This window comes from Haloarchaeobius amylolyticus (genome assembly GCF_026616195.1).
Classification (GTDB): Archaea; Halobacteriota; Halobacteria; order Halobacteriales; family Natrialbaceae; genus Haloarchaeobius; species Haloarchaeobius amylolyticus.
On record NZ_JANHDH010000001.1, the window covers coordinates 1,244,432 to 1,258,119 of the forward strand.

Below are 13,688 nucleotides of genomic sequence, written 5' to 3' on the forward strand. Positions count from 1 at the left end.
AATCAATGCAACACACCAACAAGACATTCAGAATCGGGGGTGACGAGCGCGGCGTCTCGCCGGTGCTCGGGGGTATCCTCATCTTCGGGCTCGTGCTCGCCCTGCTCGCGCTGACGCAGGTCAGTCTCGTGCCGGCGATGAACGGGAACGTCGAATTCGAACACAACCAGGGCGTCCAGGACGACTTCGAGGCGCTCCACAGCAGTACGTACCGCGTCGCCAGTACCGGCGCGCCGGAGTCGACCAGCATCCAGCTCGGCACCCGGTACCCGGCCCGGATGTTCCTCGTGAACCCGGCGCCGGCCTCGGGGTCGCTCACCAGTGACCAGCTCGGCGTCACCATCGAGAACGTGTCGGCACTCGACGCCGACACCCGGGAATACCTCCAGTCGCTGGGAGACACGCTCGACGTGAACACCAGCTCGCTGGTGTACCAGCCGCGGTACAACCAGTACACGACGGCACCCGCGACGGCGTACGAGTACGGCGTCGTCTACAACCGCTTCGGGAACGCGGCGACCACCCTCGTCGCCGACGAGGGGTTCATCGACGGGAACCGCATCACGCTGGTCGCCGTCGCCGCCGACATCAGTGAACAGCAGGTCGGCTCCAAGCAGTTGACCGTCCACCCGGTGAGCGCGCCCGCCCAGGGCATCGCGGTGACCAACACCACCGGTGACACCCTCACGCTCCGGGTCAAGACGACCCTGCCCGAGGCCCGGTGGGACGAGATCCTCGCCGACCAGCAGGTCGCCAACGGCGGCAAGGTCGTCGCGTACACCTACACAACCGGCACGAACTACAACACGCTGGTCGTGACGCTCGCCTCGGGGCAGGTCTACGACCTCCGACTGGCCGGTATCGGCATCGAGGAGACCGTCGCGACGCCCTCCCTCGACGCGACGTACCTCGTCAAGCAGTCGGGTGGCGACCGCTACCTCACGGTGGGTGCGTCAGAGCCCCTCACCGTGCAGGTCAGAGACGCCTACAACAACCCCGTCAGTGGCGTCGTGGTCAACGCCTCCGTCAGCGGTAAGGGGTCGCTCGTGACCACCGCCGAGCAGACCGACGAGGACGGCGAGGCGACCTTCCAGTACGACCCGGGGATGGACAACGGGAGCGCGACCGTCACGGTCTGGTTCGGCAGCAACGCGGCCGACCCGGTGAAGTCGACCACCTACGGCATCACCGTCGGTGACAAGCCCGAGGTCGACCTCGGCGACACCATCAACCCGGACTCCAGCGAAGGGAGCTTCCGCCTCGAGACCGCCTCGCGCGTCGGCGGTGCTGGCGGTGAGACCGTCGAGATGGAGTTCACCAACAACGGGACGGAACGGACCATCAGCGAGGTCCGGATCAACATGTACATCCAGGGCAAGCCCGGGAACAACAACCCCCGGCCCATCTCCGCGGAGTTGACCGACGCGACCGGGTCGACCACCTACGCGACCGTCGCCGTCGGTGGGAAGTACGTCGAGATTCCCACGGCCGACAGGCCGACCTTCGGAGACGGCGCCACCGCGACGTTGCGCGTGAACTTCTACACCGACGCGGGAGCGACGACCGCGTACAGCGCGTCGAACTCCGACGACTTCTTCGTCGTCTCGCTGACGTTCGACGACGGGGAGACGGCGGTGTACTTCGTCCCGTCGTACGTCTGAGACGCGCATCGAGTCGGCCCCCGTTTCGAAATCTGAGTTACTCGTGAATATTAACCACCCTGCACACCACCCACTAGACGTGCTCACAGGGCGATAACGACCCCAGTTCGGCTGTTCCCAGGTGGGGCTGGCACGGCCGACGCGAAGAGGCACAGCTCTTGTCATAGGGAGAGCGGCGCGGCTCGCCGCACACTCACATCCACAACGCCACGCAGTTCACGCGAACGTGATGAGCGTCGCACCCACGACCACCAGCAGCGCGCCCGCCGCCAGGCCGCGGGTCACCCGCTCCAGGTCGCCCAGCAGCAGGGCCGTGAACACCGCGACGAACAGGGGGGCGGTCCCGACCAGCGAGGAGACGATGGCGACGTTCCCGCGGTCGAGCGCGGCGAAGAACAGGAACAGCGAGCTCGCGTTGAGCAGCCCGGCGACGAAGAAGTAGCCGAGGGCACGCCGCGGGATGTCGACGGCGTCCCAGCCGACGCGCCCGCCGATGATGGCGACGAGCCAGAGCACGCCCCACGTCTCGTGCAGGGCGACCGCCTCCAGCGCAGTGACGGGCGTCTCGGTGAGGCCGAAGCGCCGGACCACGTCGCTGCCGCCGTAGGCGATGGCCGCGAAGATGGGGAAGACGAGCTCCCAGGGCTGCCAGCCCGAGAGGTCGCCGCCCTTCGAGAGGGTGAGGACGACGAGGCCGACCACGAGGACGACGATGCCCGCCACCGTCACCTCGTTGACCACCTCGCCGATGAACAGGAACGCGAGGGCGGCGGCGAACAGCGGCCGCGTCGAGATGCCGGCGGAGTTCACGCTCGCGCCGACCCGGTCGATGCCGACGAACGAGGAGAGGCGCGCGATGGCGGTCCCGACCGTCCCGGAGACGAAGAAGATGCCGAGGATGAACGGCGTGATTGGCGGGGTATGGCCGCTCGTGGCCGCGACGCCGCCGATGACGGTCCAGTAGCAGACCGCGTCCATCACCGCGACGACGAGCGAGCCCTGCAGGACCGTGCCACCGTCGGCGAGGCCGCGTTTCTGGAGTGTCATCGAGAGCGCCCAGATGGCGGCCGCCGCGATCGCCAGTCCGGGGACGAGCAGTTCGCCGGTCACGCAGAGGGGAATGAGACGGGGTATGGTGAGACTACCGGTTCCGGCGAAGGAGTCAGGCGAGGTGGTCGGCGACGCGGGCGCCGACCGTCCGGCCGTTCTCGAACGCGCGGTGGACGCGGCCCTCGCCGACAACCCAGTCACCCGCGACGAACAGGCCCGCATCCTCGGCACAGCGGGCGGCCTCGGCGTCGACAGCGGCGTCGGGGAGCGCGTATCGCCAGCCCTGCGAGTCGACCCAGTCCGGCTCGGTCAGCCGGTCGTCGTCCAGCAGGGTCGCCACGAGGTCGGCGGCTGCTGCGGCCGCGTCCTCGGCCGGGTCGTCGTAGTGGTCGACCGACCACCCGGGGCTCATCTGGGCGACGAGCAGGCTCTCGCCGTCGGGGACGTGCCCGGGCTTGCACTCCTCGCGCGAGAGCCAGCCCACGGGGTGCTCGCGGTCCGGGTTGACCAGCGCGTACCACGGCCGGTCGAGTTCGAACGGGTAGTGCAACACGAGCGTCCGGATGGTCCGGTAGGGGACGGCGTCGACAGCGTCGTGGAGCCGCGCGAGCCGGTCGTCGGCCCAGTCCGTGTCGGCGAGGAGGTCGGCGGTCTGTGGGGCGGGTGGCGTGAGCACGAGCACGTCGAAGGGGCCGTAATCCTCGCCGTCGGTGTCGGTGAGGTGCCAGCCATCCTCGTCGCGGTCGATGGACTCGACGCGGGTCGACTTGTGGACGGGGGCGTCTGCTCGCTCCCGGACGCGCTTGGCGAACTGGGTGATTCCCTGCACGTAGGTCCACTTGTGCGACTCGTCGTCGCGACCCTCCGCGATGGTCCCGTCGGCGTCGTGAGTCCACACGGGTTCTTCGATGTCCGCCAGTCCGTCTGTCCCGAGCTCGTCGAGCAGGTCGTCGACCCACGCGTCCTCGCCCGGCTTGATGTAGTTCGCGCCGTGGTCGTAGCGACAGCCGTGCTTGCGGCGGGTCGCGGCCCGGCCGGAGATGCCTCTGCCCTTGTCGAACAGCGTCACCGCGGCGTCGGTCTCCCGGAGCGCGTCCGCGACGCCGACGCCGGCGACGCCGGCACCGACGACAGCGACCGTTCGTGTCATGCGAGACAGTGGGACCTACAGGGGAAAAACCACCGCGCTCCCCGAGGGGCTTACCGGGAGGTCACCGGGGAACCACCCGCGGAACGAGTGTTAAGCGGGTCGGCGCCCTCTTCGGAGGTAGATGCGCGGAATCGAGCCCCTGCTCGCGAGCGTCGTGGCCATCTTCGCCATCGCGTTCGTCGTGCGACGCCTGGTCGACCGCCGGAGCGACCTCTCGTACGCGAGCGTACTGGTCGCGGTCGGCCTCCTCGTCTCCGTGCTGGGAGTCGACTTCGGGCTCGAACTGTCCGCGGACCTCATCCTCGCGGTGTTGCTCCCGACCATCGTCTTCGAGGGGACGACGGGACTGGACGTCCGCGAGCTCCGGCGGAACGCGGTGCTGATCGTCGTCCTCGCGGTCGTCGGTCTCCCACTGGGGGTCGCACTCCTCGGGCTCCTCGGGACGGTCGCCTTCGGTTTCTCGCTCCTCGTCGCCCTGCTGTTCGCGGCGGTCGTCCTGCCGACCGACCCGGCGGCGGTGCTCTCGCTGTTCGAGCAGTTCGACGTGGGGGACCGCCTGTCGGTGACCATCGAGGGCGAGAGCCTGCTGAACGACGGCGTCGCCATCGTCGTCTTCTCGACGCTGGTCGCGGCGTTCCAGCAGGCAGACGGTGCGGGCGGAGCAGTCGCGTCGCTGGCGACCGCCGACGAGGCGGCGTGGTTCGTGTTCGACGTGGCACTCGTCGGTGGCGGCGGCTTCGCCGTCGGAGCCGTGGTCGGCTACGTGGCACACCTGGGGGCGCGCCGACTGCGAGACAGGCTGGCGGTGATGCTCCTGACGGTCGTCGTCGCCTACGGGAGCTTCCTGCTCGCGGAGTGGGCGCTCGGGGTCTCGGGCATCCTCGCGACCGTCGGGGCCGGGCTCCTGATGGGGGCGCACGAACAGACCCACGAGCACATGTCTGCCCCGGAGTCGTTCGTCCAGCAGGTCTGGCACGTCGCCGCCTTCCTCGTGAGCACGGTGCTCTACGTGCTCATCGGCGCCGCCGTCGACGTGGCGCAGTTCGTCCAGTACGGCGAGTTCGTCGTGCTGGCCGCGGTGCTGGTGGTGCTCGTCCGGGCGCTGACCATCTACCCGCTGGTGACGGCGACGAACCGGGTGCTCGAGGACCCGCTTCCCCTGCGGGCCCAGCACATCATGGTGTGGGGTGGCCTGCACACCGTGGTGCCGGTCGGGCTGGCGCTGTCGCTCCCGCCGGGAGTGCCCGAACGCGAGGTGGTCCAGACGATGGTGTTCGGCGTGGCCATCGTCAGCGTGGTCGCCCAGGGTCTGCTGATGCCGGCGGTGCTCCGGGCGACCGGCTACGACCGGCCGGACCTGTCGCGGTCGGTGAGGTGAGAACCGGGTCAGGAGTGGTGCGAATCAGGATAAGTGTGGCGAACAGGCGACACGCACAGGAGAGAACGGAGACGGGTGTGTCGCGCAACCGCGGGACCGTCGCCGGCGATGGTCAGCTCATGCCAGGGGTGGCCGCGGCTTCGTATTTGAATCCTCAGCTGGTGGTGACGAGTTCGACGACCTCGCGGTGGTCGAGTTCGGTGTCGCCGCCGATCTGGCGCTTGGTCCTGCAGTTCAGGCCGTGGAGCAGGCCGTCGCCGATGTCGGAGTGGAGGTGGTACGCGAAGTCGGAGGTGGTCGCGCCCTCGGGCAGGAGGAAGCAGTCGCGCATGACCCGACCCTGCTCGTCGCCCATGGCCTCGGCACCGCCGGGGAAGACGGCGATGACACCGAGTTCGTCGAACAGCGCGGTCTCGATGGCCTGCTGGACGCCGGTACCGCCGTACTCGGTGACGAACTCGCGGATCTGTTCGAGGCCCTGCTCCTGCTCTTCGGAGACGTCGGCGACGATGTCGAAGTCCTCGTCGCCGGCATGGTAGTCCACGACACCCTGCTCGGCCGCGTTCTTGAGGGCCTTCTCGGCGTGAGCGCTGGCCGGGACGAAGGTGAGATGGTCGTAGTCGGGGTCGCTGGTGATCTCGTCCCAGTTCGCCTGGGCGGCCGGGGTGTCCATCTTGTTCGCCGCGATGACCATCGGCTTGGTGTACTGGCGGATCTCCCGGGCGAGGTCCTCGCGGTCCTGTTCGTCCCACGCCCCGGGTTCGAAGCCGAGGTCCAGTCGGAGGATGAGCTTCTTGACCTCGTCCTTGTTGATGCCGAAGGCGGACATCTGCTCGGCGAGTTCGACCTCGATGGCGAGTTCGTCCTGGCCCTGGTAGCGGTTCTGGAACTTCTCGATGCCCTTCTGGAGGATGCCGACGTACCACTGGTCGAGTTCGTTCTCGAGGAAGTCGATGTCCTCGCGGGGGTCGTGGCCCTCGGTGTTCTCGCCCTCGATGTCGGTGGTGCCCGAGAAGTCGACGACGTGGACCAGCACGTCGGCCTCGTTCAGGTCGGTGAGGAACTGGTTCCCGAGGCCGCGGCCCTCGTGGGCACCGGGGACGAGCCCGGCCACGTCCACGAGTTTCGTCGGGACGTAGCGTGTGCCCTCCTGGCAGTAGCCCGTGTCGGGTGTACACGACTCGTCGAACTCCGGGGCCGCACAGTCGACCCGGACGTACGCCTCGCCGACGGAGGGGTCGATGGTCGTGAACGGGTACGCGCCCTCCGGCACGTCGTTCATCGTCGCCGCGTTGAAGAAGGTGGACTTGCCCACGGAGGGCTTGCCCACGAGACCGATCTTGTAGCTCATTGGAATCGTCGAGGCCGGCGGGCGGCATAAGGCTTGAAATCCGCTCCTGCAGTGGTATGCGGCCGCATACCGGGGAGATGGACCCCGGCCGGGCACCCGACTCCTGGGGGCTTTCCGATGGCCCAACGGCTAAGCGCCCCGCGGTCCGTTGACGGAACATGACCTTGCCCCTCGTCCTCGTCCCCCACAGCGTCGGACCCGACCGGGCCGTCGCGCTCCGCGACGCGCTGGTGGAGGCAGTTCCCGATGCGACGGTTCGCGCGACCACGACACCCGCAGAGACGGCCGACCTGCTCCCCGAGGCCGCGGGCTACGTCGGGTACCACCTCGACGCCGAGGCCCGGTCCCGGGCCGCGAACCTCCGCTGGATCCACTGCCTGAGCGCCGGCGTCGACCACTACGACCTCGATGCGCTCGCCGAGGAGGGCGTCGTGCTGACGAACTCCTCCGGCATCCACGCCGAACCCATCGCCGAGCAGGTGCTCTGGTACCTGCTGACCTTCGAGCGCGACATGCACGTCGGCCAGCGCCAGCAGGCCGCGGGCCACTGGGAGCGCTTCGAGGGCGGGGAGATACGCGGGAAAACCCTCGGCATCGTCGGCGTCGGTGCCATCGGCGGCCGGACAGCCGAACTCGCCAGCGCGCTCGGGATGGAGGTACTCAGCATCAAGCGGGACACCAGCGAGGTCCCCGACGGGGTGGACGAGCTGGCCGGCCCCGAGGGCCTCCACGACCTGCTCCCACGGGTCGACTACCTGCTGCTCGCGTGTCCGCTCACCGACGAGACCGAGGGCCTCATCGGCCGCGAGGAACTCACGCTACTCGGCGACGAAGCCGTCCTCGTGAACGTCGCCCGCGGCGGGGTCGTCGACCAGGACGCGCTCGTCAGGGCGCTCACCTACCACACCATCGGCGGGGCCGCCCTCGACGTGTTCGAGGCGGAGCCCTTGCCCGACGACTCGCCGCTGTGGGACCTCTCGAACGTCGTCATCACGCCGCACATGGCCGGGTCGAGCCCGCACAAGCTCGACCGCTGGACCGAGATACTGGCCGAGAACTACCGGAAGCTCGCGGCCGGAGAGACGGACCTCCGGAACCGAATCGTCTGAGTCACGGCGCGGGTCGGCGATGGGAGCTCCGTGCGGTTCTCTGGGCCGCCGCGACCACGGCCTCTTTGCCCTTCGCGCGCCTATCGATGGACATGAGCGACAGTTCCTCCGAGACGAGACGAGACGTCCCCGAGACCGAGGCCGAGTGGCGCGAGCGCCTGGACGACGAGTCCTACAACGTGCTGCGCGAACAGGGCACCGAGGCCCGCTTCTCCGGCGAGTACGTCGACCACTTCGAGGACGGGAAGTACCGCTGCAAGGGCTGTGGCGAGGTCCTGTTCGATTCGGAGACGAAGTTCGACCACGGCTGTGGCTGGCCGTCGTTCTACGCCGCGGACGACGGGAAGATCGAGAAGCGCGAAGACCACAGCCATGGCATGCACCGAATCGAGGTCGTGTGTGCGAACTGCGAGAGCCACCTGGGTCACGTCTTCGACGATGGACCGGCGCCAACTGGCAAGCGGTTCTGTATCAACTCGGTGGCGCTGGAGTTCGACGACGAGGAGTGAGCGCCCACCGACATACCTTCGATGCAGGCGCCGATGACCACGCTTTCAGCTGTTCTAACCCCCAGTTAGAAGTGAAGTCGTAGATACCTTTATCCCCGTAAGTGACCAACATACAATCGGTTCTGGGGAGAACCAGGGGGACGGGTACGTCGGTCGGCGAGGGGCGCCTGTCGCACCAGCCGACGAACGCGTGAGGGGAGAGACGATCGGGCGAACACCCGACAGCGGGGGTGTCCGAATCAGGGGGAGTCGGAGTGGCGGCGCGGTGCTGCCGACGAGACGTTACTTTTCGGCCGAGATGAAGACCTCGTGAGATTCCATCTCGCTCTTCCCCGAGAACATCTCCTTCGGCGGGCGGTCGCGATGGGCCTCGCGGAACTCCTCGCTCTCTGTCCACGCGTCGAAGGCGTCCTCGGACTCCCAGTAGGTCAGGACGACGTAGCGGTCGGCCTCGACCGGGCGCAGGACCTCCATGCGGACGAACCCCTCGCGCTGGTCGACCTTCTCGGCGCGAGCCTCGAATCGTGCCTCGAACGCGTCTTCGTGCCCTTCGGCGACCGGGATGCGGTTGGCGACGACGAACATGGGTAAATCATCTCACGGAAAGAACAATAAGATATCGTCGGCGGGGCGCGACGCCCCGGTCGGTCAGTCGGCGCCGTGGGGCGGGACGTACCCGCATGCCGGGCAGCGATCGAGGTACGGTTGGTGGACGATTCCGCGACAGGTGGAACACGAATCACGCGTCATTACAACTCTAACAGCTACCATCCGGCATAAGCTTGTCCCGTGTCTGATAGTTTGTCCCGGCCGCCGCGTTCGCACGCCTCGCGGGTCACGGGCTGTCGTGGGTCGCCTGTCCCACCCGGCCCATGGCCGGTCGTCGGCCGACTCCCGTCCCGGGCTCAGGTCCAGGTCCACGAGTCCGGGCGGTTCGCGACCGACGCCTCGTCGGCGCCCTGTCGGTGCTGCTCCGGTTCGGCCTGCGACTGCATCTCCGTGGCCCGGTCGATCCAGATCTCGGCCCGGCGCTTCGAGACGCCGACCGCGGACGCGACGTGGTCCGGCCTGGCCATCGAGAGGCCGCCGAGCGTCGTGATGCCGGCAGACCGCAGCCGGTCGGCGTAGGTCGGGCCGAGCCCGTGTATCTCGGTCAGCTCCGACATCGCCCGGGCCCGGCGCTGCTCGACGGGCAGGTCCGACTCGTTCTCTGTCGTGGCGGGCTCGTCGACCTCGACCGGGGACGCGACCGGACCGTGGTCGACCTCGATGCCGATGCCCTCGCCGGTGGCCTCGCCCCAGGCGATCTCGTCGTCTCGCGAGGCGTGTCCGCCCACGACCGGCGCCGGTTCCGGCTCTCCGACGTCGAGGCTCGCCGCGACATCGTCGGGCACCACGAACTGCAGGTCGGCGTGTGGGACGAACCCCACCAGCTGCTTGCGTTTCTCGTCGTCGAAGAGGAGGACGCCCTCCTCGATGGCCTTGAAGTTCTCGCACGGGATGGATACGCCGCTCTTGGTTATCGCCTTCATAGCTCTCCCCGGGGAACGCGGTCCCCCGATGGTCCCCTAGAGGCGACGGACGGGCACAAGTCTACCGCGGAGCTTCCAGCGTTGCGGGGTGTTCGGGCGACTCACCGCGAGTCGTACTCCTGGTAGATGACGTGGCCGCAGGCCTTGCAGTGCGAGGCGTCCGGGTCGTGGTAGGCGAGGCCGCAGGACTCGCAGGTGACCGACACCTTGTCGGTCGTCCACTCGCGGACGATGCGACTCGCCTGCCAGGGGATGAGCACGACCCCGGAGATGATGGCCCCGGTCGTCACGATGCGGCCCCCCGCCGTCAGCGGGACGATGTCGCCGAACCCGACCGTCGTGAGCGTGACGACCGTGAAGTAGAACGCGTCGCCGAAGTTCGCCACCTCCGGGTTCGCGACGTGTTCGGCCGCGTAGAACACGCCGGCCGAGACGAAGAAGATCGTCAGGACCGTCAGCAACAGTTTCAGGACCCGGAGCTCGTGGACCGAGATGGAGCCGAAGAAGAACTCCTCGTCCCGGGTGAACCGGTAGAACCGCATGAATCGGACGACACGAAGCGCCCGCAGGAAGCCGATGTCGAGCGCGAACACCGACAGCCCGGGCACCAAAAGGAAGGCGAACGTCGGGAGGATGGCGAGCAGGTCGACGACGGTGTAGACGTCGGTTGCCTCCTCGAACCGGTCGGGTGCCCCGTACAGCCGGAGGACGTACTCGAGCGCGAAGACGCAGGCGATGGCGACCTCGGCGGCCCACAGGAGCTGGCGCGTCTCCGCCGAGACCGAGTAGGTCTCGAAGACGAAGATGCCGACGAAGCAGAGGTTCAGCGCCATGAGCGCGATGTCGATGACCTTCCCGAGGGTCGTCCGGTGGTCCAGCAGGTAGAACTCGACCAGCTCCCGCGGCCCGCCGTCCGGGGGGCGCACGTCGCGGTTCTGCATACTGGCACACGGGAGCGTCGGGCACATGTAGCCCGTGGGTTCCGGCCGGGCGCACCACGGTGTCAGCGCACCGAGCCCCATCGCCGCGGTGGCGGGGCGTCAGCGGGGCGGCAGCAGGTCGGTCTCCGTGTCCCGGCCGTCGTCGTCGGGAGCCGTCTCGCCCGGTGACCCGGTCGCCTGCTCGGCCAGCGCGATCGCTTCCTCGAGAGACGACAGCGACGATTCGAGCGCCTCCCGGAGTGCCACGGCGGCCGTCTGGTCGTCGGCCGTCTGGTCGTCGGCTGCCGGCGCGGTGTCCGCCCCGGCGTAGGCCAGGGCCTCCCGCAGCGCCGGCCGGAGGTCGGTGGCCAGGAGCGTGGTGAGGTCGTCGACGACCGCATCGCGCCGGCGGAGTTCGGCCTCGTAGCGCCACTCGGTGAGTTCGTGGCCGAGCCAGTCCGCGAGCAGTTCGACCATCGCGTTCCGGTTCGCCGTGAGCTCCATCGGCGTCTCGTCGTCGTCCACGAAGCAGATGACGCCCCAGAGGGTCTCCTCGACGAACACGGGCGCACCGATGTAGGACCCGAACGGGGCGTCCGCGACCACCGACCCACCGTCGGTGTCGGCGAGGTTGCGCCCGTAGGTCGCCACCACGTCCTCCTCCTCGACGACGCGCTGGCAGACGGTCTCCTGGAGGGGGCTCACCGTCCCGGCCGACCGGCCGGTCGTCTCGCCGGTGGAGACGACGATCTCGTGGACCTCGTCGGCCACGTCGACCCGGCAGAGCTGTGCGTTGCTCACCTCGAGCGATTCGCGGAGCGTCTCGAGTGGGCGTTCGATGCGCTCGGTCGCCGTGAGCGACGAGTCCGTCAGCAACTCGTGGAACTCGTCGAGGAGGTCGGCGATGGCAGCCTGGTCCGTCACGTCCCTGCTGATGCCGACGATGCCGACGAGCCGGCCGGCGTCGTCGTAGTGTGGATACTTCTCGCTCATGAAGACGCGCTCACGACCGTCGATGACGTGGCGCTCCTCCTCCATGCGGGGTTCCTCGTGTTCGAGGACCCAGCGGTCGATGGGCAGCATGTCCTCGTCGGTGTCGAACAGTTCGCGGTCGACCCGCCCGACGACCGCCTGCGGCGAGCAGTCGAAATAGCGTGCCCCGGCCTCGTTGATGAACTCGTAGCGCCCCTCGCGGTCCTTGATGTAGATGGCGTCCTGGGTGCGCTCGGCGATGGCCTGGAGCTGCCACGTCTGGCGGCGTCGTTCGGTGATGTCCTGGACGAACGAGAGCACGCTCACCGTCTCGCCGTCCTCGTCGAGGATGGCGCAGTTGTGCCACTCGCAGTCGACCTCGGCGCCGCTCCGGGTCACGTTCCGGTTGACGATGTGCTGGGCCGTGCCCTCCGTGACGAGCTCCTCCCACACCTCGTCGACCGCGTCCCGCGACGAGTGCGGGACGATGAACTCGGCGTGCCGGCCGGTCGCCTCCGCGGTGGTGTAGCCGAACAGCTCCTCGGCGGCGGCGTTCCACCGGGCGACCTCGAAGTCGAGCGTCCACTCGATGACCGCCATCGGCGACTGGCGGAAGAGGTACTGGAGGCGCTGGTTCGCCCGCTCTAACACCTCCTTCCGGCAGCGACGGTCGCGGTTGTGGAGCGCGATGACGGCCTGGTCGGCGAGTTCGCCGGCGAACCGGACCTCGTCTTCCGCCCACTCGCGGGGTGCGCCGCCGGATTCGTTGCACAGGACGCCGACGACCTTCCCACCGCGCCTGATGGTCGCGTCGAGCATCGAGGTGATGCCGAGCGGTTCGAGGTAGGACGCACAGAGTTCGCCGGTCCGGGGGTCGGACTGGGCGTCGGTCGCCGGAATCGCCCGGTGTTCGACGAGTGCCTCGAAGTAGTTCGGGTAGTCGTCGACCACGAGCGTCGTCCCGGACTCGTGGTCGCGGCCGTTCCGGTCGTAGCAGTCGAGACACCGGAGCGTCTCGCGGTCGTCGCTGAACAGCCAGATCGACGACCGGTCCACGTCGAGCGTCTCGGCGCTCGTCTCCGTGATGCGTCGGGCCGCCGTCTCGAGTCGGCCCTTCGCGAGCAGCTCGTCGGTCGCGAGTTCGACGACGGCATCGCGCTGGCGCTCCTGCCGTCTGGCCCGGACGTACCGGTCGGTGATGTCCCGGAAGATGAGGACCACGCCGACCACGTCGCCGACGTCGTCCGTGATGGGGGCCGCGCTGTCCGAGACGTAGCGTTCGGTCCCGTCGCGGGCGTGGAGGACGAGGTCCTCCTCGAGTTCGAGCGTGCTCTCGGCTTCGATGACCTGCTCGACGGGGTCACGCACCGGCCCGCTGGTCCGGGCGTCTTCGACGTGGAACACCTCCGCGAGGGGCCGACCGACGGCGTCCTCGCGGTCCCAGCCCGTCAGTTCCTCGGCGACCACGTTCATGCGTTCGACGGTCCCCGCGGTGTCGGTCGCGATGACGCCGTCGCCGATGGAGTCGAGCGTGATTCGGAGGTCGGTCTCGCGCTGGCTCAGGGCCGACCGCGTCCGGTGGTGCTGGGCCTCCTGCTCGATGGTCTGGGCCAGCAACCCGTACTGCGCCGTGGGGTCGCCGCCCTTCTGCAGGTAGCGGTTCGCGCCCAGGTTGAGCGCCTCCATCGCCACCTCCTCGCGGCCCTTCCCGGTGAAGATGATGAACGGGATGGCCTCGTCGCGGTCCTCTCGCAGTCGTTTGAGGAACTCGAGCCCGTCCATCTCGGGCATCTGGTAGTCCGAGACGACGATGTCGAAGAGTTCCGTCGCGAGTCGGTCGAGCGCGTCCGCTGGCGACGCCGTGGTCTCGACGGTGATGTCGGCGAATCGCGTCTCGAGGTACGTCTCTGTGGCCTCCAGCAGCGCCTCGTCGTCGTCGACGTAGAGGACGCTGATGCCTGCTCTCCCCGTGGTTGCGGCCCCCATGCTGGTAGGAGAGTAGGAAGCCACAGCACAAAGCCCGTGCGCTCGGACACACCGGGGCGCCAGCCAGCAG

The 13,688-nt window shown here is 68.5% G+C and carries 11 protein-coding genes; 4 read left to right on the forward strand and 7 right to left on the reverse strand.

Annotation, left to right across the window (positions count from 1 at the left end):
• The first annotated feature begins 5 nt into the window (after positions 1-5).
• Complete coding sequence (locus NOV86_RS06385) at positions 6-1,661, forward strand: Ig-like domain-containing protein (protein WP_267640498.1); 1,656 nt, start codon at positions 6-8, stop codon at positions 1,659-1,661.
• Positions 1,662-1,877: 216 nt separating this feature from the next.
• Here NOV86_RS06385 and NOV86_RS06390 read toward each other — a convergent pair whose 3' ends face one another.
• Positions 1,878-2,771, reverse strand: coding sequence for an EamA family transporter (locus NOV86_RS06390; RefSeq protein WP_267640499.1), 894 nt, complete (start codon positions 2,769-2,771; stop codon positions 1,878-1,880).
• A gap of 52 nt (positions 2,772-2,823) precedes the next feature.
• Positions 2,824-3,861 (reverse strand): NAD(P)/FAD-dependent oxidoreductase, encoded by a 1,038-nt coding sequence (locus tag NOV86_RS06395; protein WP_267640500.1) that lies wholly within the window; start codon positions 3,859-3,861, stop codon positions 2,824-2,826.
• Positions 3,862-3,982: 121 nt separating this feature from the next.
• Between NOV86_RS06395 and NOV86_RS06400 the strand changes: the two genes are divergently transcribed.
• Entirely contained in the window at positions 3,983-5,239 is a 1,257-nt protein-coding gene (locus NOV86_RS06400; protein ID WP_267640502.1) for a cation:proton antiporter, read from the forward strand.
• Positions 5,240-5,393: 154 nt separating this feature from the next.
• Here NOV86_RS06400 and NOV86_RS06405 read toward each other — a convergent pair whose 3' ends face one another.
• A complete protein-coding gene (locus NOV86_RS06405; protein ID WP_267640504.1) occupies positions 5,394-6,590 on the reverse strand; it encodes a redox-regulated ATPase YchF in 1,197 nt (398 codons plus the stop codon).
• 158 nt (positions 6,591-6,748) lie between these two features.
• Here NOV86_RS06405 and NOV86_RS06410 point away from each other — a divergent pair, with 158 nt between their 5' ends.
• Together NOV86_RS06410 and msrB are read left to right on the forward strand one after the other, a co-directional pair.
• Positions 6,749-7,699, forward strand: coding sequence for a D-2-hydroxyacid dehydrogenase (locus tag NOV86_RS06410; protein WP_267640505.1), 951 nt, complete (start codon positions 6,749-6,751; stop codon positions 7,697-7,699).
• A gap of 92 nt (positions 7,700-7,791) precedes the next feature.
• Entirely contained in the window at positions 7,792-8,208 is a 417-nt protein-coding gene (msrB, locus tag NOV86_RS06415; protein ID WP_267640507.1) for a peptide-methionine (R)-S-oxide reductase MsrB, read from the forward strand.
• Between the two features lie 282 nt (positions 8,209-8,490).
• On the opposite strand, the gene NOV86_RS06420 is transcribed toward msrB, so the two are convergent.
• The 4 genes from NOV86_RS06420 to NOV86_RS06435 form a co-directional block, all read right to left on the reverse strand.
• The gene (locus NOV86_RS06420) at positions 8,491-8,793 is read right to left on the reverse strand and encodes an antibiotic biosynthesis monooxygenase family protein (protein ID WP_267640509.1); all 303 of its coding nucleotides are present in this window, start codon (positions 8,791-8,793) and stop codon (positions 8,491-8,493) included.
• A 320-nt stretch (positions 8,794-9,113) separates the two neighbouring features.
• Positions 9,114-9,740, reverse strand: a complete 627-nt coding sequence (locus NOV86_RS06425) for a helix-hairpin-helix domain-containing protein (protein WP_267640511.1) — start codon at positions 9,738-9,740, stop codon at positions 9,114-9,116.
• Positions 9,741-9,841: 101 nt separating this feature from the next.
• Complete coding sequence (locus NOV86_RS06430) at positions 9,842-10,681, reverse strand: ion transporter (RefSeq protein ID WP_267640513.1); 840 nt, start codon at positions 10,679-10,681, stop codon at positions 9,842-9,844.
• A gap of 99 nt (positions 10,682-10,780) precedes the next feature.
• Positions 10,781-13,618 carry a PAS domain-containing protein gene (locus NOV86_RS06435; RefSeq protein WP_267640514.1) on the reverse strand — a complete coding sequence of 946 codons (2,838 nt, stop codon included), beginning with the start codon at positions 13,616-13,618 and terminating at the stop codon, positions 10,781-10,783.
• Between the last annotated feature and the right edge of the window lie 70 nt (positions 13,619-13,688).

Excerpts from the sequence above, each read along its gene's own strand:
- NOV86_RS06385 (WP_267640498.1), top strand. The coding sequence starts at position 6 with ATGCAACACACCAACAAGACATTCAGAATCGGGGGTGACGAGCGCGGC.
- NOV86_RS06395 (WP_267640500.1), bottom strand. The coding sequence starts at position 3,861 with ATGACACGAACGGTCGCTGTCGTCGGTGCCGGCGTCGCCGGCGTCGGC.
- NOV86_RS06400 (WP_267640502.1), top strand. The coding sequence starts at position 3,983 with ATGCGCGGAATCGAGCCCCTGCTCGCGAGCGTCGTGGCCATCTTCGCC.
- NOV86_RS06405 (WP_267640504.1), bottom strand. The coding sequence starts at position 6,590 with ATGAGCTACAAGATCGGTCTCGTGGGCAAGCCCTCCGTGGGCAAGTCC.
- NOV86_RS06410 (WP_267640505.1), top strand. The coding sequence starts at position 6,749 with ATGACCTTGCCCCTCGTCCTCGTCCCCCACAGCGTCGGACCCGACCGG.
- msrB (WP_267640507.1), top strand. The coding sequence starts at position 7,792 with ATGAGCGACAGTTCCTCCGAGACGAGACGAGACGTCCCCGAGACCGAG.
- NOV86_RS06420 (WP_267640509.1), bottom strand. The coding sequence starts at position 8,793 with ATGTTCGTCGTCGCCAACCGCATCCCGGTCGCCGAAGGGCACGAAGAC.
- NOV86_RS06425 (WP_267640511.1), bottom strand. The coding sequence starts at position 9,740 with ATGAAGGCGATAACCAAGAGCGGCGTATCCATCCCGTGCGAGAACTTC.
- NOV86_RS06430 (WP_267640513.1), bottom strand. The coding sequence starts at position 10,681 with ATGCAGAACCGCGACGTGCGCCCCCCGGACGGCGGGCCGCGGGAGCTG.
- NOV86_RS06435 (WP_267640514.1), bottom strand. The coding sequence starts at position 13,618 with ATGGGGGCCGCAACCACGGGGAGAGCAGGCATCAGCGTCCTCTACGTC.